Genomic DNA, 20052 nt, shown 5'->3' on the forward strand with positions numbered 1-20052 from the left:
AGGGCCGTCTTCCTCCGGACCGGGTTCTCCCCGGATCTAGTTCTCCAGCGTCTGGCGGATGCGGGCCGCCATCGCCTCCAGTTCGCCACGGGTCAGGGCGTCCCGGCCGGTCAGGACGCACTCCACGTCCCCGGCGCGGACGGTGACGCTGAGCGAGTCGCCGGGCTGGTTGCGCAGGTGGTTGCGCAGGGCGCGGAGCAGTGTGAGCGCGGTGGTCTGCAGCGTCTCCTGGAGGATCATGAGGAGCAGGTCGTAGGCGACGCCCATGCTCTCGTCGGCGGGCCGCTCCCTGCGGACGACCAGCGGCGCCAGTTCCTCCTCGGCCCGCAGCCAGACCTCCAGTCTGCGCAGGTCCTCCGCCGGGTCCTTGCCGCCCTCCAGCTCGATGGTCACGTACGTGTCCATGACGCCTCCCCTCATTCCCAGCCTACGCTGACGCACCGTCATTCACACCGGTCGTGCGGGGAGTTGTGTGTAACGGGCAGGAAATCGGGGCGGGCCGGGCGCCGAGGCGCCCTACCCCGGCGGCGGCCCGGTGCGTCATGATGCCCGAGTACCCCCCGTACGGGGGATTCGCCCGATCTTGGAGGCCGCAATGAAGCTGGGCAGGGCACTGGCGAACGGCTACGCGGAGGAGACGGACGAGGAGCTCCCGGGCCGGGAGCGGCTCGCGGACGAGGAGAAGGCCCCCGCCGGCCGCGCCCCGGACGCCGCCCCGGACGCCGCGACGGAGCCCGCCGAGGCCGCGGCACGGTGAGGTTCGCCCGCCGGTTGCCCGAGGAACGGCCGGCGGTGCCCCCCACGGGGTACAAGCTGGCCTTCCCGATGCTGGCGCACGACGGCGCCCGCGCGGGCTTCCGGGGCGTGTCGCTGGGCGGGCGGATCGTGTACGGCGCCCTCGACGACGCCGTGTGCGGCTACGGGCGGCGGCACCGCAGCCCGGCCCGGGGTTGCGACTGCGGGTTCTACTGCCTGCACACGGCGGCCGAGGCACAGGCCCTGACCTGCGCGACGGACTGCCGGGACGCGGTGGTGCTCCAGGTGAGCGTGCTGGGCGCGTACACCCGGTACGAGCGCGGGACGCGCTACGCCCGGCAGCGGGTGCGCACCGTGCGCATGGGCGCCTGCCGGTGCGGGCGGGCCGCCCGGGTGTTCGTGCGCGACGGCACCGGGCTGCCGGGCTGGCGTGCGCTGACGGCTTCCTGCCGGCGCTGCGCGGCGGGGCTGCGGGTGCTGCGGCCGGCGGAGTTCGCGCGGCTGGCCGGGCCCTGGGTGAACGTGACCGGCGAACCGCCCGGACCGGGCGCCGCCGAAGAACCGCTGCACGAAGAACCGCTGCACGAGGGGCCACTGCACGAGGAGCTGCTGGTGGAGGCGGAACGGCTCAGGGAGATGCTGGACCGCTTCCAGGAGCGGCTGGAGCGGCTGGACCCCCTGGAGGAGCGGCCTCCGTCCGGGTAGCCGCCGGCGGGTCCGGCCGCGCCGGGCCGCCTCATGATCGGCCGCCCATACTGGAACACATGGAGCACAACGCCGAGCTCAGGGACTTCCTGCGGGCCCGCAGGAACCGGCTGAGCCCGCAGGACGCCGGCATCACCGTCAGCGGTGCGCCGCGCCGTGTGCCGGGGTTGCGGCGGGAGGAGCTGGCGCGGCTGGCCGGGGTGAGCACCGATTACTACACCCGTTTGGAGCAGGGCAGGCACCTGAATGTCTCGGAGGCGGTGCTGGACGCCGTCGCCCGCGCCCTGCGACTGGACGCGGCCGAGCGCGCGTACCTCTTCGAGCTGGCGCGGCACCGCACCCCGCCCCGCCGCAGGCCGCAGCGGCCGCAGCGGGTGCGCCCCGAGGTCCACCGCGTGCTGGACCTGCTGGGCGACCGCACCCCCGTGTTCGTCGTCGGCCGCCGCACGGACGTGCTGGCCGCGAACCGGCTGGCCCGCACGCTGATCACCGACTTCGACGCGCTGCCGCACCGCGACCGCAACCTCGCCCGCTTCATGTTCCTCGACGACGCGGCCCGCGACCTGTACCGGGAGTGGGACAAGCACGCCGCCGAGGCGGTCGCCGCCCTCCGCCTGGACGCGGCGCGCCACCCCGACGACCCGGGGCTGACCGAGCTGGTCGGCGAGCTGACCATCAAGAGCGCCGAGTTCCGCGCCTGGTGGGCCGACCACAACGTGCGGCAGAGGTTGCACGGGGTGAAGCTCTACCACCACCCCGTCGTCGGCGACCTCACCCTGTCGTACGAGCACGTGCTCTTCCCCGGCGACAGCGACCAGCTCGTGTGCATCCACACGGCCGAGCCCGGCTCCACCTCCGAGGCGGCCCTGCAGCTGCTGGCCGCGTGGACCGGCGCCGACACGCCCGCCAGCGGGTTCCCCGACCCGGAGCCCGACCCCCGGTGACGCGGTGACGCCGCGACGCCGCGAGGGCGGCACCGGCGTCGCGCCGGTGCCGCCCTCGGCAGGGGTGGGTCAGCAGCCGTCCGGCTTGATGCGGACGATCTGCGGGTCGTGGTCGCTCGCCTGGTCGGCGAACTCCGCGTTGATGTGCACCACGTCGTAGTCGAAGTCACGCAGCGCCGGGCTGAGCAGGATGTGGTCCAGCGACTGCGAGTTGCCCTCGTAGACGTAGGTGTAGCGCTCGGACTTGGGCAGCGTGATCAGCAGGTCCTTCAGCACGCCGCCCGAGGTGAGGGTGGACACCGTGCCGGAGAACTCGTAGTCGTTGAGGTCGCCGAGGACCACGACGTTGGCGTCCCGGTCGGCCGCGAGCAGCGACTTCACGAAGGTGTTGACCTCGGTGGCCTGCAGCTTCCGCTGCGTCTCGGAGCTGCGCACCGGCTGCTGGTTGACGCTGTGCAGCGGCTGGTCGCCGCCCTTGGAGTTGAAGTGGTTGGCGATGACGAAGACCGGCTTCCCGTGGAAGCGGAACTCGCCGACCAGCGGCTTGCGGCTGGCGTTCCAGGCTTCGCTGCCCGGGTTGATCCGGCCCGGGGAGACCGACAGCTCCGCGCCCTTGCGGGTCTTGACCGCCTTGACCGCGGTGGTGGCGTCACCGCCGGCGCGGTCGGTGAACTGCACGCGGTGCGGGTTGAAGAGGAAGACCTGGCGGATGTTGCCGCCGGGCTCACCGCCGTCGGTGTCGTTCGTGGGGTCGACGGAGCGCCAGCTGTAGCGGGGGCCCCCGGCCGCGACGATGGCGTCGATGAACTTCTGCACCGTCTGGTCGGCGGCGACCGTGCCGTCGTCGGTGGCGCCGTTGTTGTCCTGGATCTCCTCCAGCGCCACGATGTCGGGCGAGGAGAGGCTGGTGACGACGCCGTCGGCGAGCCGCGCGAACTTGTCCGCGGGGTCGCTGGGGTCGAGGTTCTCCACGTTGTAGGTGGCGACCGCGAGCTCGCCGCCCTTCTGCTTGCGGGTCACCTCGCGCCCCAGGCTGTTGTCGACCAGCGTGCCCAACTGCGTGGCCTGGAGGTTGTAGCCGCCGAAGCCGTCGTAGTCGATCGCTCCGGTGGTGGTGCCGGCCAGCTTGTCGCCGACGTCGGCGGTCGGGACGTCGGTGCCCGCGCCGATCGACATGACCTTGATGCGGCCGGTGTTGGGCTGGGCGTACGAGCCATACACCGTGCCGCCGCGGCGGGTGGGGTTCTCGGCCGGCTTCACGGTCACCCAGACCTCGTGGTACTGGGTGGTGCCGCCGACGACGCGGGCGTCGGAGAACCGCGCCAGCTCGCCCTCGTGGGCCTCGTAGAAGTCCAGCGCGTACCCGGCCGGGTCGAGCGGCAGACCCTCGATGCTGCCGCCGCCGGCGTCGGGCGCGTACGCCGCCGGGACGGTGGAGGCGTCCAGCGTGACGGGCGCGGGCAGGGCGTTGCCGGCCGAGAGCACGGTGGCGGTCGGGCCGGTGACCTCGGTGACCGACTGGCTGCCGGTGCCCGGGTAGTACTCGGAGACCTTGCCGGTCACCAGCACCTTGTCGCCGACGGCGACGGTGGGCGTGACGGAGCCGGTGTAGACGAACACGGCCTCGCTGGTGCGGGCGTCGGTGTCGGCCTCTGCGTCTGTGGACTGGATCCAGTAGCCCTTGGAGCCGGTGGTGCGCACGCCGGTGACGATGCCGGGGACCCGGGTGACGATCTGGCCCTTGAGCGGGGAGACCCGGGTGGTGCCCTGGATGTCGTGGATCCGGGTGGTGCCGGGCTCGGTCGGCTCCGGGGTGGGCGTCGGGTCCGGGGTGCCGCCGCCCGGGGTCTGCCCGGCGGCGTTGACGGGGGTCGGCGCGCCGGCGGTGAGGTCGGCGGCGTTGTCGTCGGTGTCGGCCAGGGACGCGCCGCGGGCGACAGCGGCGGTGTTGCTCGCACCGGCCGCGGGGCCGCTGCCCTCGCGCACGACCGCGGTGCCGAAGCCGACGAGGTCGACCACGCGCGGGTCGGCGGTGCAGTCGGCGGCGGTGATGCAGGTCAACGGGGTGGTGCCGTTGACCAGGGCGATGGTGCCCGAGGTGGCGCTCATGGCGATGGAGCCACTGGCGTCGGCGGCCGGCAGGGGCGTCGTGCCGCCGGTGCCGGCGGACTCCGACACGAGGTAGCGGCCGCCGGGGGCGATCGACCCGGTCAGCGCGGTCGCCTGCCACTTGGAGGAGGCGGACGGCGTACCGGGCAGGTACTGCACGCTGTAGCCGGCCAGGTCGTACGCGGCCGAACCGGCGTTCGCGAGCTCCACGAAGTCGTTGGTCAGCGTCGCGCCGGAGTTGCCGCCGCCGCCGTACACCTCGGCGACGACCGCCTCGCTGGAGGGGGTCGCGTGGGCGGCGGGCAGCCCGGTCAGCACGACGGACGCGGCGATTCCGGTCGATATGAGCGCGAGCGCCGCGGCGCGGCTGCGGTGTCGGCTCGGTCTGGCGATCGGCACGAGGGTTTCTCCTATCGGGTCCAACAGCCCGTCAACCACGGGCAGCGCACGGCGGACCGGCTCAAGTTACGCGCGTAGAAACAGACATGACAAGGGCGAAGAGGTTAAATCTGCGAGTCCGCCGTGGCGTAACCGCGACACCGGACCCACCGGTGGACGCCCTGGCGCGGACGCGCCACCGTTCGGGCGACCCCCCGATGGGTCACCCGGCGCGCCGGGACCGCCGGGGACTGCCACATTGATGACGTCCCGTCAGCACCGGTCGCCCCACCTCATCCCGCGGAGCCCGACGTGCGCCCACCCCTCGGACGGCCCGGCCGCCGCCACCGGCCCGCCCTCACCGCCGCGCTGCTCGCGGCCGCCACCGTCCTGCTCACCCCCGGCACCGCCGCCCCGGCCCCCGCCGCGGACTGCGCCCCGGCCGCCTACGCAGGCACCGGCGCGCCCGGCCACGGCGGGGACGGCGCCGCCGCCACCGCGGCCACCCTGCACGATCCGGCCGGGCTCGCCACCGACACCGCGGGCCGCCTCTACATCGCCGACTCCGCCAACCGCGCCGTCCGCCGCGTCACCCCGGGCGCGGCCGGCGCCGCGCCCGTCATCACGACCTTCACGACCACCGACTTCGCCCCGTACGGCCTGGCCGTCGGCCCGGACGGCACGGTCTACGTCTCCGGCGAGGGCAAGGCCGTCTCCGTGGGCGCCGACGGCCACCGCACGACCACGCTGCTCACCGAGGCCGGACGGCACGACGCCATCGCCGTCGGCGGTGACCGCTCCGTGTACGTCTCGGGCGGCGTGGCCGGCGGGCTGCGGCGGCTCCCACCCGGCGGCAAGGCCCCGGTCCGTTCCTTCCCCGGCGCCACCGTCGACGCCCTCGCCACCGACCGGGCCGGCACCGTCTACGCCGTCGTCGACGGCCGCGTCCGGCGCCTCGACCGCGACGGCCGCGTCACCCCCGTACCGGGGACCGCCCGGGTCTCCACGGGCGAGGTCCACGGGCTGGCGGTCACGGAGGACGGCTCCCTCTTCTACCCCTCCCCGCGCACCCGCTGGGGCACCGCCCTCGCCCCCGACGGGCGGCTGTACGTCTCCGACCGCGCCGCCCACCGCGTCTGGGTCGTCCCCCGGCCCGCCCTCGTACCGGGCCTGCTGCGCGTCACCTCCGGCCCGCACGGCCACGCCACCGGCGACGTCCTCAAGGGCGTCAGCGGCAGCGGTACGGCCGTCACCGCCCACAGCGAACCCGTGCGGGGCGTCGTCGTCCAGCAGGGCAACGGCCTCTTCTCGTACACCCCGCACGAGGACTTCTCCGGCACCGACGCGTTCACCGCCACCATCACCGACGCCTGCCGCAACGCGACGACCCGCACCGTCCTGGTGCGGGTCGTCGCCAAACCCCTGCCGCGCGCCGGATGACGCGCGGCCCCGTCAGCCGCGCGCCTCGGCCACGGCGGCGCCGAGGGCCTCCTTGATGCGCGGCCCCAGCCGGGCGAAGCCCAGCTCCTTCATCGCGGCACGCAGCAGTTCGTCGTCCGACCGCTTCTCGCCGTCGCCGTCGATCCACCGCACCAGCGCGGTCAGTTCCTCCGCCGAGTACGCCGTCACGGCCTTCCCCGGCGTGATCGACGGCTTCCGCGGCCGCCGCCCCACCAGGTTCGCGGCAACGGGCTCCTCCTCGGGCTCGGCAGCGGGGGCCTCGGCCTCCACGACCGGCTCGGGCTCGGGCTCGGCTGCGGGGGCCTCTTCGACCACCGGCGCCTCGGCAACAGGCTCCGCCTCGACGGGAGCAGGTGCCTCCTCCGTCACGGGCTCCGCAACGGCTTCCGCCTCGGGCTCGGGCTCGGGCTCGGGCTCGGCGGCAGGAGCCTCCGCGGCAACCGGCTCCGGCTCGGCAGGCGCCGCCTCCGGCTCCACGACGGCCTCGGGCTCAGCCTCCACGGGCGCAGCCTCCGCAACCCGCTCAGGCTCGGGCTCGGCTGCGGGGGCCTCTTCGACCACCGGCGCCTCGGCAACAGGCTCCGCCTCGACGGGAGCAGGTGCCTCCTCCGTCACGGGCTCCGCAACGGCTTCCGCCTCGGGCTCGGGCTCGGCGGCAGGCGCTTCCTCCGCCACCGGCTCCGGCTCTGCAGGCGCCGCCTCCGGCTCCACGACGGCCTCGGGCTCAACCTCCGCAGGCGCAGCCTCCGCAACCGGCTCGGGCTCGGGCTCGGCTGCGGGGGCCTCTGCGACCACCGGTGCCTCGGCAACAGGCTCCGCCTCGACGGGAGCAGGTGCCTCCTCCGTCACGGGCTCAGCCTCAGCAACCGGCTCGGGCTCCACGGCAGGAGCCTCCGCGGCAACCGGCTCCGCCTCCGCCTCAGCGGGAGCAGCCGACGCTTCCTCCGTCACCGGTGCCTCGACCACCGCAGCCTCGGCAACGGCCTCCGGCTCCGGCTCCGCAGGAGTCCCCTCCGCCGCTTCCGACGTGGCGCGCGGTTCGGGGACGACGGGGGTCTCCGCCTCGCCCAGCAGCGCGACGACCTCGGCCGTGTCCGCCCGACGTTCCGTCAGCTCCGCGAGCACCGCGCCGAGGCCCTGCTCCTCCAGGCGGTCGCGGGTGGCCTTGAGGTTGGGCAGCCGGTACAGCGTGCCCTCGTCCGCGGCGAGGCGGTCGAGGAGCTCCACGAGCTCCTCGAAGGGCAGGCTGTCCAGCGCGGCCTCGGGGCGCAGGAGGCGGCCCAGTTCGGCGAGCCCGGTGACGGCGGCCTCGGCGGCGCGGGAGGCGTCGTCGAGGAAGTCCGCGTCCGTGGGGACGGCCGGGCGGCCGGCGCCGCCGAGGGCGGCCCAGTCGGTGCGCTCGGAGGCCGCGGAGGCCAGGGCGGTGTGGGCGGCGTCGCGCCGCGGCCGCCCGGTGGCCAGCCCGCGGACGCGTCCCCGCAGCGAGCGGCGGCGCAGCCAGGTGACCTTCACCCCGCGGTCCCGGCGCCAGGCGCCGCTCGCGGTGGCGGCGACCAGGTCGTCCAGCTCGGCCTCGGCCACGTCGTACACGTCGGCGTTGAGCGTGCGCAGCGTCAGGCGTACCCGCAGCAGCAGCGAAACGGCCCGGCCGCTCTCGGCCACCGTGCGGGGGGCGTCGATGCCCAGGGCCTCGGACTCCTCCAGGCGGCGTGCGGCGGCGCGCAGCGCGGGCAGGTCACGGCCGCGCAGCTCCGCGAGGACGGTGGAGGCGGCGCGGGCCTCCTCGGGGCCGGCGACGGTGTCCACGGCCGCGTACCAGGCGTGGGTGTCGGTCGTCAGCGTGAAGCCGCCGAGCTCCGCGTAGGCGCGCAGGTCGTCGCGCGCCTCCGCGGGGAGGGAGGCGATGTCGGCGGGGCTGTGCAAGGAGGGTGCGGTCATATGAGGTCCGGTTCCTGGCAAGTGCGGTGGGCGTCGGCGGCGTGCGCGCGGCGGAGCGGCCCCGGGCCGGCGTGCTCGCGGTGGCCCCACGATACGGGCGTGGTCCACCCCGGCGCACGCGCCCCGTCCGTAACGGACGGCACGGCAGCACCACCCGTGCACGGAGAGAGAGGGCCCGGACGCCCCTTGTGACCCCGGTGCCGTCCCGTGGCTCCTGCGACCCCCGTGGCCAGAGGGTCAGATTCCATCAAGAGGCGACAAAAGGACTCCATGGGATAATTCGAAGTGGGCACGAAAGGGATTTTTCGTGATCGACAAGACCGTGTGGGGCGGTTATGAGAGCGGCCGGCCTGACCGGAGCGGCCAGGCCGAGGCGTTCGACGCCATCGGGGACCGCTACGACGAGGCCTTCCCGCACAAGGAGGGGCAGTTCTCCGCCGGCCTGTGGCTCGTGGACACCCTGCCGCCCGGGTCCCGTGTACTGGACCTCGGCTGCGGCACCGGACTCCCCACCTCCCGGCAGCTGAGCGACGCGGCGTTCGACGTCGTGGGCATCGACCTGTCCGAGGGCATGCTCGAACTGGCCCGGACGTACGTCCCCCACGCCACCTTCCACCAGCTGGACATCGCCGACCTGCGCCCCGGCGGCCCGGCCCCGCTGGGCCGCTTCGACGCCGTCGCGGCCTTCTTCTCCCTGCTGATGCTGCCGCGCGCCGAGATCCCGCACGCCCTCCGCACGATCCACCATCTGCTGGTCCCGGGCGGGCTGTTCGCCCTGTCGATGGTGGAGGCCGACGTGGACGACTTCGCCATCCCGTTCCTGGGCTGCACCATCCGCGTCTCCGGCTACCTCCGGGAGGAGTTGCTGCACGTCATCGAGTCGGGCGGCTTCGAGATCGTCAAGGAGTTCTCGTACACCTACGCCCCGGCCTTCAGCGACGTACCGCCGGAGGAACAGGTGTTCCTCTGTTGCCGGCGAATCGGCTGAGGCGGGACGGGACCAGGACGTGGCGCGGCACCGCACCCCAGGCGAAGACCCCGGCCCCACCGGGGGCGGAGCGGAACCCCCCGAGCGGCGCACGCCATGGCCCCGGGACGCCGACGCGCCCCGCGCGCCCGGGCAGCCGCAGACCGACCGGCTCCGCTACCTCGACGCAGCGACCCGGCGCATCGCCGCCGGCATGGACCTGGACGAGACGCTGCGCGAGCTGGACACGGCGGCCGTCCCCGCCTTCGCCGACGCGATCTTCGTCCATCTGCACGACCCGCTGCTGACCCAGGAGGGCATGCAGGGCCGGGACACCGCGGGTCCCGTCGTCCTGCACCTGCACCCCACCCGGCGGCGCACCCCGGAGCGGCCACCCCCCGGGCTGCCGTCACCGGACGCGGAGGCCGCCGCGCCGGAGCCGCCGCAGATAGCGCTCCGGTGCGTCAACCGCCCCGGAGCGCGGGGGGTGTCGGAGTGCGTCCGGCTCAGCGCCACCGGCCGGCTCACCCGGCTGCTGCGGGAGGGCCGCCCGGTCTTCGGCGACGCCCCCGGCATCGCCACCACCGTCAGGGAGCTGCTCGGCCCGGTGGTCGGCCCGCCCGGCACGCTGCCACCCGGCCGCCGCCTGATCATCGCCCCGCTGCACGGCCGCAACCGCCTCATGGGCACCCTCACCCTGCTGCGCCGGCCCGAGCGGGCCCCCTTCACCGCCGACGACCTGCTGGTCGCCTCGCAACTGGCGACCCACACCGCGCTCGGCGCCCACAAGGCCCTGATGTACGGCCACGAGGCGTCCGTCGCCGACGCGCTGCAGCGCACCATGCTCCCGGCCTCCCTCCCCGAGCCCACCGGGGTCCGGCTGGCCAGCCGCTACCTGCCCGCCTCCGAGACCGCGCGGGTGGGCGGCGACTGGTACGACGCCATCCCGCTGCCCGGCAGCCGCGTCGCGCTCGTCGTCGGAGACGTGATGGGCCACTCGATGACCTCCGCCGCGATCATGGGCCAGCTGCGCACCAGCGTGCAGGCCCTCGCCGGCCTCGACCTGCCCCCGGACGAGGTCCTGCACCACCTCGACGAGCAGGCCCAGCGGCTGGGCATCGAGCACATCGCCACCTGCCTGTACGCGGTCTACGACCCCATCTCGCACCGGCTGCTGATCGCCAACGCCGGCCATCTGCCGCCCGTCGTGCTGCTCCCCGGCGGCAAGGGCGAGGTGCTGCCCGTACCCGCGGGCGCGCCGATCGGCGTCGGCGGCATCGACTTCGAGACCGTCGAGATGCCCGCGCCCACCGGGGCCACGCTGCTCCTCTACACCGACGGCCTGGTCGAGTCCCGCGGCCACGACATCTGGACCGGCGTGGAGAACCTGCTCGCCCGCATCCAGACCCCCGGCCGCGACCTCGTCCCGCCGCCCCTGGAAGCCCTGTGCGACCAGGCGCTCGGCGACCTCGGCCCCGGCGGCTCCCGCGACGACGACATCGCGCTGCTCGCCGCCCGCTTCGACGGCTTCCCCACGCACAGCGTCGCCTACTGGTACCTCGCCCCCCAGCCCGAGACCGCCTGCCGGGCCCGCCGCCTCACCCGCCGCGCCCTGCACCGCTGGGGCCTCGACCCCATGCTGGAGACGACCGAACTGCTCGTCAGCGAGGTCGTCACCAACGCCGTACGCTTCGCCTCCCGCCCCATCACCCTGCGCCTCCTGCGCACCGACGTGCTGCGCTGCGAGGTCGGCGACGACTCGCCCCTGGTCCCCCGGGTGCACCGGGCCGGACCGGAGGACGAGAACGGCCGCGGCCTGTACGTCGTCGACCGCCTCGCCGACCACTGGGGCGCCCGGCGCCTGGGCACGGGCAAGGTCGTCTGGTTCGAACTCCCCATCCCCGACGAGGCCCGCCGCCGCGGCACGACCCCGGCGTAGCGGCCGCCGGGGCCGTGCCCGTCCGTCACCACCACCCCGGGGCCGACGACTTGCCCCGCATGTCACACCCCTGCCGCGGGCCGCCTCCACCACCTAAGGCAGGGCGAAAGGTCATAATCCCGACATGCGAACACACATCTCCGCAACCGCACTGCTGCTCGCCGTCGCGGGCACGGCCCTCAGCGGCTGCAGCTCCTCCACCGACACCGCCACCACGGCGCCCGAGACCGCCGTGTCGTCCGCGTCCCCGGTCTCCCAGGCCGACCCCGAGAAGTCCCTGCCCGAGGCGGGGATCCCCGCCTCCCCCACGGGAGCCGACCGGGCCGCGCTCATCGCCGCCCTGCAGGCCATCAACCCCGACTTCGCCAAGGACCCCGACAAGGCCATCGACGCCGCCCGCAACCTGTGCGGCGCCATCAACAGCAACGACCCCCAGGCGGACGCGGAGGCCGCCCGAAGCTTCACCTACCACGACAACGTGCTCACCGAAGCCCAGGGCAAGGCCATCAACGACACCCTGAAGCGCCTCAAGTTCTGCGACGGCTGACCCCGCCGTCCGACCCCGCACACGCCTCGGGCCCCCGTCCGGCAACTCCGGACGGGGGCCCCGCGCTAGGGCGCCCGGGCCCCGAAACCGGACGCCACGACGCACCCTCAGGACCGCGACGGCGATCCCCCGGCGGCTACTTGACGTTCCACTGGCCGGTCTCGTCGGCGAAGCCGCTGTCGAGAGCCATCTGGAGCTTGGTGATCTTCGACGCCTTGGGCACCTCGAAGACGACCCACCCGAGCCCCTTCGCGCCCTTCGTCAGGCGCAGGTCGCTGGACATCGCGGGTCCCGCGGTCACCTCCCCGAAGGTGGTCTGGAACTGCTGCCCGTCGGTGTCGGTGACGGTCAGCCCGTTGCCGGGGCTGTCGGAGTAGACGGCGGTGCCGGCGTTGGTCAGGCGGAGCTGGGCGGCGACCCACCGCTTCCCCTTCGCGGGGGTCATGAACTCGTCGCTGCTCTTGGCCGGGTCGACCCACTTGACCAGGGTGACGTCGATCCGCGAGCCGTCGTCCATGCCGTGGAGGCTGAGGGTGTCGCCGATGCCGGCGTCCTTCTTCGGCTCGTCCGCCGACTTCGCGGGCTTGCTGTCGCCACCGTCCTTGCCGGCGGCCTCGGTCTTGACGGGCTTGGTGCTGACGGTCGTCGGCTCGGCACAGGCGGTCAGGCCGGCGGCGAGGACGGCGACGGTCACGATGGGCATGGCGAACTTCGCGTGCATTTCTTCCCCCCAGGGATGGCATATGCGGGTTGGCGAAAATAAGTATGCCTGGGGTGCGCGCCTGTGAACACGGTTTACAGACGCAGTGGCTGTGTCGTGACACGTCAGTGACGAGCCCAAGACCCGCCGCCGCACCCCTGGCGCCACCCGCCGACACCCGCGAGGGCGCCGATGGTTGGACGTGGCCGGCGGGCGGCCTTCCGCATGTGGGGGAAGCCACCGAGGAGTTGACCGCGCGCACCGCTGGCGGCGGTCGGGCACGGAAGACGTAGCTCGCCGGCACTGCCGTTCAGAGGGAGAAGAGGCTGCGGCCCCACCGGTCGGAACCGGTGGGGCCGCATTCACGCAGGACAGCGGTGGCGAGACCAACCGCCTGCGGGTAGGCCGTGTGGGACTCGAACCCACAACCAATGGATTAAAAGTCCACTGCTCTGCCAATTGAGCTAACGGCCCGCACCCCGCAGCATAGCCGGACGGCGGCCGTGGCTCCGAGCGCATTCGGCCCGTCGGCGCGGCCGCCGCCGGTGAGGGGGCGGGGAGGTCAGCCGGAGGGGTCGGCCGGGGCGGGGGCAGGGACCGGGTCGGGGAGCTCGGCGGAGGCGGGGCCGCGGTCCCGGAGGAACCAGTGGCGGGCGGAGACGAACCACCATGTCGCGGCGAAGCCGAGGACGACCAGCACCGCGATCGGCGCGTAGTTGAAGGTGTCGACCGTGACCGGGCTGACCTGGGGCAGCATGAAGAGCACGGTGATGAAGACGACCCACGTCACGGCGATGACGCCGATCGGGCGGGACCAGCGGCCGAGGTGCCAGGGGCCGCGCTCGAAGTCGTCCCCCTTGCCGAGGCGCAGGAAGGTCGGGATGACGTACGCGATGTAGAGGCCGATGACGGCGATGGAGGTCACGGCGGCGTACGCGGTCAGGTTGATCAGGTACGGCAGGCCCAGGACGAGTGCGCCGAGCGCGGCCAGCCAGACGGCATTGGTGGGCGTCTTCGTCCGCGGGTTGATGCGGTGCCAGACCGCGGAGAAGGGCAGCGCCCCGTCGCGCGAGAAGGCGTAGATCATGCGGCTGTTGGCGGTGACGGAGGCCATCCCGCAGAAGAGCTGGGCGCCGATGACGACGAGCAGCAGGAGCTTGCCGCCGACGTCGCCGAGGCCGTCGATGAGGATCTGCGCCGGGGGGACGCCGGTCGGCGTGTCGAGGACGTCGTCGTAGGACCGGATCGCGTACGTGAAGCCGAGCAGCAGCACGAAGCCCGCGATCCAGGAGATCCATATGGAGCGGACGATGCCGCGCGGGCCGGCGGTGGCGGCGTCGTGGGTCTCCTCGGTCATGTGGGCGGAGGCGTCGTAGCCGGTGAAGGTGTACTGCGCCATCAGCAGGCCGAGCAGGACCACGTAGAAGCTGCTGCCCCAGCCGGTGTTGTTGACGAAGTGGGTGAAGACGAACGACGTCGGCTGGTGCCGGTCCGGCACGAAGGCGAGCGCGCCGACGATCAGGCCGACGCCGAGCACGTGCCACCACACGCTGATGTCGTTGAGGAGCGCGACGATGCGGACGCCGAAGGTGTTGAGCAGCCCGTGCAGCAGCAGGATCGCGGCGAACAGGACGATCGTGTGGCCCGGGGTGCTGCTGAAGCCGAACTGCAGGTCCAGGTAGGCGTTGAGGAAGCTCGCGGCGCCGAAGTCGATGCCGGCGGTGACGGCGACCTGGCCGAGCACGTTGAACCAGCCCGCGAACCAGGCCCAGGCGGCGGCGCTGCGCGGCGGGGCGAGCCGGTGGGCCCAGTAGTACAGGCCGGCGGAGGTCGGGTACGAGGAGCAGATCTCGGCCATCGCCAGGCCGACGACCAGCGTCATGAGCCCGACGGCCACCCAGCCCCAGGTGATCACGGCGGGGCCGCCGGTGTTCATGCCGAAGGCGTAGAGGGTCAGGCAGCCGGAGAGGACCGAGATGATGGTGAAGGAGACCGCGAAGTTGGAGAACGCGGACATCCGGCGGGCCAGCACCTGGGTGTAGCCGAGTTGGCGGAGGCGTTCCTCGTCGGAGACCGGGGCCGGGGGCCCGGCGGCCCCGCCCGGTTCTTTTGGAATTGTCATGCCCCCAGCGATTCCCTCGCCGGGGGCGTGATATGCGTCACAGGCGCGTCCGGAACTGGCTAGAAAAGGCTCTTGTGCACGCCCCAGCCGGCGCCGATCTTGGTGCGGCTGCCGAAGGTGCCCTTGCCGGTGCCGGTGTAGCGGTACAGGTTCCCCGCGGTGTCCCGGGCGATCAGGTCGCCCTTGCCGTCACCGTCGTCACGCCACAGGACGTTCGCCTTGTCCTGGGCCAGCAGATCGCCGATCCCGTCACCGTTCAGGTCCCCGGCACCCACGATCTTCTTGTAACCCGTTCCGGACGAGGACGTCGGAGCAGTGGTCGCCGTCGAGGTCGCCGAAGGGGACGAACCATTCCCCGAAACGGCAGGGCCCGGCAGATGGACGTCCATCTGCCGGGCCCCTGCCGTTCAGCTGGGGTCAGCCGTTGCGCTTCCAGCGCGGCTTGTCCGTGCGGCGGTCGAAGCCGCCGGTGGGGCGGTGGTCGTCACGACGGCCGTACGGGCGGCGGTCGTTGGCGTCACGGTCGCGGTTGAACGCCGGGCGGTCGTCACGACGGTCCCGGTTGAAGGGGCGGTCGCCGCCGAAGTGGCGGTCGCGCGACTCGTGGGGGCGCGCCGGGCGGTCGTCGCGGCGGTCGTAGGAACGCGCCGGGCGGTCGTCACGACGCTCGAAGCCGCGGTCACGGTCACGGTCGCGGTTGAACGACGGGCGGTCGTCACGACGGTCCCGGTTGAACGACGGACGCTCGTCACGACGCTCGCGGTTGAACGACGGACGCTCGTCACGACGGTCCCGGTTGAACGACGGGCGGTCGTCACGACGCTCGCGGTTGAACGACGGACGCTCGTCACGGCGCTCGTACCCGCGGTCACCGCGGTCCCGGTCGCGGAACGACGGGCGGTCGTCACGACGGTCGTCGCGGCGGCGCTCGTAGTTGCCCCGGTCGTCACGGCGCTGGAACGTGCGCTGCTCCGGCGCGGAGCTCTCCGCGGCCGCGGCGGGGACGCTCGCCGCGGCGGCGACCGCCTCGGCGGCCTCGGCCTGGGCGGCGGCCACGGCGGCCTCCGGGTCCTCGCCGCGCTCACGGGCGGCACGGGCGGTGAGGCGGTCGGCCTCCTCGCGCAGTTCGGCGGCCCGCCGCTGCGCGCGCTCCAGGGACTTGGCGAGGTCGGCGACCTCACGCTCGGCCTGCTGGGCGGCGTTGCCCGCCGCGTCCGCCTGCACCTCGGTCAGCGACCGGGCGCCGGTGATCTGGGCCACGTCCTCGTCGAACGCCCCGGCCCCTCCGACGACGTGGCGCGAGGCGTCGACGCCCGCGTCCTCCATCAGCCGGAAGATCTGCTTGCGCTGGTGCGGCAGGGCGAGCGAGACGACCGTGCCGGACTGGCCGGCGCGGGCGGTGCGGCCCGAGCGGTGCAGGTAGTCCTTGTGGTCGCCGGCCGGGTCCACGTTGAGGACCAGGTCGATGCCGTCCACGTGGATGCCGCGGGCCGCGACGTCGGTGGCGACGAGGACGTTGACGTAACCGTCCTTGAAGTCCGCCAGGGTGCGGGTGCGGGCGCCCTGGGTCATGCCGCCGTGCAGGGCGTCGGCCTTGACGCCCGCGTCGCGCAGCTGCTCGGCGACGCGGTCGGCACCCATCTGGGTGCGGACGAAGATGATGGTGCGGCCCTTGCGGGCGGCGATGGCGGCGGTGACCGGGGCCTTGTCCTTGGGCTTCACGACCAGGACGTGGTGGGTCATGGTGGTGACCGCGCCGGCCGAGGGGTCGACCTCGTGCGTGATCGGGTCCTTCAGGTACCGCTTGACCAGGGTGTCGATCTCGTTCTCCAGCGTGGCGGAGAACAGCAGCCGCTGGCCGCCGGCCGGGACCAGGTCGAGGATCTCGGTGACCTCGGGCAGGAAGCCCATGTCGGCCATCTGGTCGGCCTCGTCGAGGACGGCGATCTGCACCTGGTCCAGCGCGCAGGCGCCGCGCTCGATCAGGTCGCGCAGCCGGCCCGGGGTGGCGACGAGGATGTCGACGCCGCGCTCCAGGGCGTAGATCTGGTTCTGCATCGAGGTGCCGCCGCAGACGACCTTCATCTTCAGGCCGAGCACGTCGCCGTACGGCTGCAGCGCGTCCGCGACCTGCATCGCCAGCTCGCGGGTCGGGGTGAGGATCACACCGCGCGGACGCTTGCGCTCGGTGCGGCCCTCGGACAGGGAGGTGAGCAGCGGCAGACCGAAGGAGAGGGTCTTGCCGGAGCCGGTACGTCCGCGGCCGAGGATGTCGCTGCCGGCCAGGGCGTCGGGGATCGTCGCCGCCTGGATCGGGAAGGGGGTGGTGACCCCGTTCTGCGCCAGCTTGCGGACGATCCCCTCGGGCAGGCCGAGGTCGCCGAAGGTCACGCTGGGGGTTTCGGGAGCGGTCTGCTCCTCGGTGACGGCCTCGTCGGCGCCGTCGGTGTCGATGGGCATGGCGGAACGGTCGGCAGTGTCAATAGACATGCTGAAGCTAAAACCTCTCGGAGATTTCGGCACGCGCCAGCTCCGGAGGTTGCTTACAACCGCCTCGATGCGGTCAGCCACAGGAGAAAAGGAACGCGCCAACGCGGCGCGCTTCGGTTCGGCGCCGGGCAATGGGATCAAACGATCTACCAGCATACGCATACGAGACCGCTTTGGCCAATTCGGTCCTCTCGGCCCCTCCCGTTCCTCATGTGGCGCCGTTCACCGAGGGTGCGCTGGACGGCGACGGCTCGGGCGACTCGCCGCCCCCGGACGGCGGCGGCGAGCTGTCCCCCGGCGGGGGCGTCGTCGACGGCCGGTCCGAGGGGGGCGAGGACTGCGAGGGCCGCCCCGAGGACGAGGGGCGCCCCGACGGCTTCCCGCTGTGGGAGCGGTCCGGGCCCTGGGTCGGCCCCGGTACCGACTCCTCCGCCGACACCGAGGGCGAGCCGGCCCCGGGCGCGAGGGCCCCGGGCCGCCCCTCCACCCCGCCCGGGCCGCCGGGCATCACCATCCCGCCGTCCTCCCAGGTCCCCCCGGCACCTCCGGCCTCCCCGGCGACACCGGAGGAGGCGCCCTTCGGGTGGGCGTCGCCGCCCGCGCCGCCCACGCTCACGCAGCCGGTCACGGAGCCCAGGGCGAGCACGGGCAGGAGCAGCACGGCCGCCGTACGCGCGCGGGCGGTGGCAGGGGTCACGGAGGCACCTCTGGTGGATCTGGCGGGACCGGTGGGTCCGGTGGGTCCCGCGGGGGCGTGGCGGGATCGGGTTCCGCGCTGCCCAACGGGCCCACGGCCCTCGGGGACACGCCCGTAGGGGCGGGAGCGCGCCCCCGCGGCGACCGGCCCGCCCCCGCGCGGGTCACCGAACGGCTGCCACCCGGCGCCCCTTTGGCACGCCCCGGTACCGCAATCCGCGCCGGACGCTGCCCGAACGGCCGTCCGTCCCGGACAATGGCGGTGTGCTGGAGATGTCACGCGAAGCGTTCGAGGAACTGGTCAGCGACGCGCTGGACCGGATCCCGCCCGAGCTGACCCGCGTCATGGACAACGTGGCGGTGTTCGTCGAGGACGAGCCCGACCCCGCCGATCCGGAGCTGCTGGGCCTGTACGAGGGGACGCCGCTGACCGAGCGCGGGGAGTGGTACGCGGGCGTCCTGCCGGACCGGATCACGATCTACCGCGGCCCGACCCTGCGCATGTGCGGCACGAAGGAGGAGATCGTGCACGAGGTCGCCACGACCGTCGTCCACGAGGTGGCGCACCACTTCGGCATCGAGGACGAACGCCTGCACGAACTCGGCTGGGGCTGAGCCCCGGTGACCCCCCGCGGGCGCGCGGGGGACGTCCGTCCTGCGGCGCATGGCCCGCGACGGCCGGGGGCATACGTCGGCAATGCTCCGTGTTCGCTCTCGTGTGCCCCGTATCCGTGACCTGTGGCGCCGCCGCCGCACCGCCCAACCGCCCGCCGCCTCCCTCCCCCTCCCCCCGGCCCGCCCCTACCTGGGCGCGCTCGGGCTGCTCGCGGTGACGCTGGTGGGCGGCTGGCTCGGCCTGGTGGTGCTGGGCAGCATCGAGGAACCGGTCGGCCCGATGAACACCCGGATGTCGCTGCACCCGTCCTGGACCGGGGACACGAAGGTCAACATCTCCCCGCTGGGCTCCCTCCAGCTGGACAGCCACGACGGCCCGCTGCGTCTGGTCGTGGACGTCGACACCCTCGACCCCGACCGGGCCCGGACCCTCGTGCGGCACCCGGAGCGGATCAGCGGGCTGCAGAGCGAGGTCGCCGCCGACGTCGAGCACAGCACGACCGAGCTCGCGCTGCGGTCCTCGGTGGCCGCGCTGACCGGCGCCACCGCCCTCGGCCTGGCCGTCTACCGCAGGCCCCGCCGCGCCCTCGCCGCGGGCGGGCTCTCCCTCGCGGTGCTGGCGGCCTGCGCCGGCACCGCGTACGGCACCTGGAACCCGCGCAGCGTCCTGGAACCCCGGTTCTCCGGGCTGCTGAGCAGCGCCCCCTCGGTGGTCGGCAACGCGCGCAGCATCGTCAGCGACTTCGACATCTACCAGCAGGAACTCGCCCGCCTGGTGACCAACATGACCCGGCTGTACGACGCGACGTCCACGCTGCCCGCGTACAACCCGGACCCGACCACGCTGCGCGTGCTGCACGTCTCGGACATCCACCTCAACCCGGCCGCCTGGCAGATCATCGAGTCCGTCGTCGCCGAGTACAAGATCGACGTGATCGTCGACACCGGCGACCTGATGGACCACGGCACCACCGCCGAGAACGGCTTCACCTCCGCCATCCCCGACCTCGGCGCGCCCTACGTCTTCGTCCGCGGCAACCACGACTCCATGGACAGCCAGCGCGCGGTCGCCGGCCGCGCCAACGCGTACGTGGTCGACGACGGCCGGTCCGTGGTCGTCAAGGGGCTGCGCATCGCCGGCATCGGCGACCCGCAGTTCACCCCGGACCGCTCGGTCGAGGCGGCCGGCGACCCGTCGGAACGGGTGGCCGGGCAGGAGCTGGCCGACGCCATCCGGCGGCAGAACGCCACCGGCGCCAAGGTCGACATCGCCGTCGCCCACAATCCGATCGCCGCCGCCCAGACGGACGGCACCGTCCCGCTGATCCTCTCCGGGCACACCCACACCCGGGACGTCGACGTCCTCGAGCACGGCAGCCGGCTGATGGTGCAGGGCACCACCGGCGGCGGCGGACTGCGCGCCGTCGAGGGCGACACCCCCCAGAAGGTGGAGGCCTCCGTGCTCTACCTGGACCGGGACACCCACGCCCTCCAGGCCTGGGACGAGATCACCCTCGGCGGGCTCGGGCTGTCCACCGCCGAGGTCTCCCGCCACCTCCCGGAGGAGGTGGAGCCGGGCCGCGCCCCGTCCCCCTCCTCCTCCCCCTCGAAGGCGCCCTCCGCCACGGCGACGAGCAGCCCGTGAACCGGCCCGTAAACCGTTTTGGCGATCCCCCCTCGCATCC

The 20052-nt window shown here is 73.7% G+C and carries 17 protein-coding genes and 1 tRNA gene; 9 read left to right on the plus strand and 9 right to left on the minus strand.

Annotation, left to right across the window (positions count from 1 at the left end; genetic code table 11):
- Positions 1-36: 36 nt before the first annotated feature.
- Positions 37-405: an effector-associated constant component EACC1 gene (locus AC1VWI_RS21240; RefSeq protein ID WP_499512599.1), complete on the minus strand. Its 369-nt coding sequence runs from the start codon at positions 403-405 to the stop codon at positions 37-39.
- A gap of 190 nt (positions 406-595) precedes the next feature.
- On the opposite strand from AC1VWI_RS21240, the gene AC1VWI_RS21245 reads away from it, so the two are divergent.
- From AC1VWI_RS21245 to AC1VWI_RS21255, 3 genes are read left to right on the plus strand one after another with little or no spacing between them, the layout of a single operon-like run.
- Positions 596-757 (plus strand): hypothetical protein, encoded by a 162-nt coding sequence (locus AC1VWI_RS21245; RefSeq protein ID WP_499512600.1) that lies wholly within the window; start codon positions 596-598, stop codon positions 755-757.
- A 35-nt stretch (positions 758-792) separates the two neighbouring features.
- Positions 793-1461 (plus strand): hypothetical protein, encoded by a 669-nt coding sequence (locus tag AC1VWI_RS21250; protein ID WP_499512601.1) that lies wholly within the window; start codon positions 793-795, stop codon positions 1459-1461.
- Positions 1462-1520: 59 nt separating this feature from the next.
- Positions 1521-2405, plus strand: coding sequence for a helix-turn-helix transcriptional regulator (locus tag AC1VWI_RS21255; protein WP_499512602.1), 885 nt, complete (start codon positions 1521-1523; stop codon positions 2403-2405).
- A 69-nt stretch (positions 2406-2474) separates the two neighbouring features.
- Here the strand turns inward: AC1VWI_RS21255 and AC1VWI_RS21260 are convergent, their stop codons facing one another.
- Positions 2475-4859 carry a DUF8508 domain-containing protein gene (locus tag AC1VWI_RS21260; RefSeq protein ID WP_499516880.1) on the minus strand — a complete coding sequence of 795 codons (2385 nt, stop codon included), beginning with the start codon at positions 4857-4859 and terminating at the stop codon, positions 2475-2477.
- Between the two features lie 345 nt (positions 4860-5204).
- Here AC1VWI_RS21260 and AC1VWI_RS21265 point away from each other — a divergent pair, with 345 nt between their 5' ends.
- Complete coding sequence (locus tag AC1VWI_RS21265) at positions 5205-6332, plus strand: Ig-like domain-containing protein (RefSeq protein WP_499512603.1); 1128 nt, start codon at positions 5205-5207, stop codon at positions 6330-6332.
- Positions 6333-6344: 12 nt separating this feature from the next.
- Here AC1VWI_RS21265 and AC1VWI_RS21270 read toward each other — a convergent pair whose 3' ends face one another.
- The gene (locus AC1VWI_RS21270) at positions 6345-8291 is read right to left on the minus strand and encodes a hypothetical protein (protein WP_499512604.1); all 1947 of its coding nucleotides are present in this window, start codon (positions 8289-8291) and stop codon (positions 6345-6347) included.
- 307 nt (positions 8292-8598) lie between these two features.
- On the opposite strand from AC1VWI_RS21270, the gene AC1VWI_RS21275 reads away from it, so the two are divergent.
- The 3 genes from AC1VWI_RS21275 to AC1VWI_RS21285 all read left to right on the plus strand — a co-directional run bounded on the left by AC1VWI_RS21275 (position 8599) and on the right by AC1VWI_RS21285 (position 11744).
- A complete protein-coding gene (locus AC1VWI_RS21275; protein ID WP_499512605.1) occupies positions 8599-9279 on the plus strand; it encodes a class I SAM-dependent DNA methyltransferase in 681 nt (226 codons plus the stop codon).
- 19 nt (positions 9280-9298) lie between these two features.
- On the plus strand, positions 9299-11197 hold the full coding sequence (locus AC1VWI_RS21280; protein WP_499512606.1) for a SpoIIE family protein phosphatase: 1899 nt from the start codon (positions 9299-9301) through the stop codon (positions 11195-11197).
- 124 nt (positions 11198-11321) lie between these two features.
- A complete protein-coding gene (locus AC1VWI_RS21285) occupies positions 11322-11744 on the plus strand; it encodes a hypothetical protein (RefSeq protein ID WP_499512607.1) in 423 nt (140 codons plus the stop codon).
- Between the two features lie 136 nt (positions 11745-11880).
- Here the strand turns inward: AC1VWI_RS21285 and AC1VWI_RS21290 are convergent, their stop codons facing one another.
- The 6 genes from AC1VWI_RS21290 to AC1VWI_RS21315 all read right to left on the minus strand — a co-directional run bounded on the left by AC1VWI_RS21290 (position 11881) and on the right by AC1VWI_RS21315 (position 17753).
- Positions 11881-12447, minus strand: coding sequence for a DUF4352 domain-containing protein (locus AC1VWI_RS21290; protein WP_499512608.1), 567 nt, complete (start codon positions 12445-12447; stop codon positions 11881-11883).
- A 398-nt stretch (positions 12448-12845) separates the two neighbouring features.
- Positions 12846-12918 (minus strand) — tRNA-Lys (locus tag AC1VWI_RS21295).
- An 88-nt stretch (positions 12919-13006) separates the two neighbouring features.
- Positions 13007-14566: an amino acid permease gene (locus AC1VWI_RS21300; protein ID WP_499512609.1), complete on the minus strand. Its 1560-nt coding sequence runs from the start codon at positions 14564-14566 to the stop codon at positions 13007-13009.
- A 59-nt stretch (positions 14567-14625) separates the two neighbouring features.
- Complete coding sequence (locus AC1VWI_RS21305; RefSeq protein WP_499512610.1) at positions 14626-14841, minus strand: hypothetical protein; 216 nt, start codon at positions 14839-14841, stop codon at positions 14626-14628.
- Positions 14842-14983: 142 nt separating this feature from the next.
- Complete coding sequence (locus AC1VWI_RS21310; RefSeq protein ID WP_499512611.1) at positions 14984-17056, minus strand: DEAD/DEAH box helicase; 2073 nt, start codon at positions 17054-17056, stop codon at positions 14984-14986.
- 208 nt (positions 17057-17264) lie between these two features.
- Positions 17265-17753: a hypothetical protein gene (locus tag AC1VWI_RS21315; protein ID WP_499512612.1), complete on the minus strand. Its 489-nt coding sequence runs from the start codon at positions 17751-17753 to the stop codon at positions 17265-17267.
- A 263-nt stretch (positions 17754-18016) separates the two neighbouring features.
- On the opposite strand from AC1VWI_RS21315, the gene AC1VWI_RS21320 reads away from it, so the two are divergent.
- Complete coding sequence (locus tag AC1VWI_RS21320; RefSeq protein WP_499512613.1) at positions 18017-18367, plus strand: metallopeptidase family protein; 351 nt, start codon at positions 18017-18019, stop codon at positions 18365-18367.
- 82 nt (positions 18368-18449) lie between these two features.
- The gene (locus AC1VWI_RS21325; RefSeq protein ID WP_499512614.1) at positions 18450-20012 is read left to right on the plus strand and encodes a metallophosphoesterase family protein; all 1563 of its coding nucleotides are present in this window, start codon (positions 18450-18452) and stop codon (positions 20010-20012) included.
- The last annotated feature ends 40 nt before the right edge of the window (positions 20013-20052 follow it).

This window comes from Streptomyces sp. TOM-9 (assembly GCF_056858595.1).

Excerpts from the sequence above, each read along its gene's own strand:
- AC1VWI_RS21240 (WP_499512599.1), bottom strand. The coding sequence starts at position 405 with ATGGACACGTACGTGACCATCGAGCTGGAGGGCGGCAAGGACCCGGCG.
- AC1VWI_RS21245 (WP_499512600.1), top strand. The coding sequence starts at position 596 with ATGAAGCTGGGCAGGGCACTGGCGAACGGCTACGCGGAGGAGACGGAC.
- AC1VWI_RS21255 (WP_499512602.1), top strand. The coding sequence starts at position 1,521 with ATGGAGCACAACGCCGAGCTCAGGGACTTCCTGCGGGCCCGCAGGAAC.
- AC1VWI_RS21270 (WP_499512604.1), bottom strand. The coding sequence starts at position 8,291 with ATGACCGCACCCTCCTTGCACAGCCCCGCCGACATCGCCTCCCTCCCC.
- AC1VWI_RS21285 (WP_499512607.1), top strand. The coding sequence starts at position 11,322 with ATGCGAACACACATCTCCGCAACCGCACTGCTGCTCGCCGTCGCGGGC.
- AC1VWI_RS21290 (WP_499512608.1), bottom strand. The coding sequence starts at position 12,447 with ATGCCCATCGTGACCGTCGCCGTCCTCGCCGCCGGCCTGACCGCCTGT.
- AC1VWI_RS21300 (WP_499512609.1), bottom strand. The coding sequence starts at position 14,566 with ATGACAATTCCAAAAGAACCGGGCGGGGCCGCCGGGCCCCCGGCCCCG.
- AC1VWI_RS21310 (WP_499512611.1), bottom strand. The coding sequence starts at position 17,056 with ATGTCTATTGACACTGCCGACCGTTCCGCCATGCCCATCGACACCGAC.
- AC1VWI_RS21325 (WP_499512614.1), top strand. The coding sequence starts at position 18,450 with ATGCTCCGTGTTCGCTCTCGTGTGCCCCGTATCCGTGACCTGTGGCGC.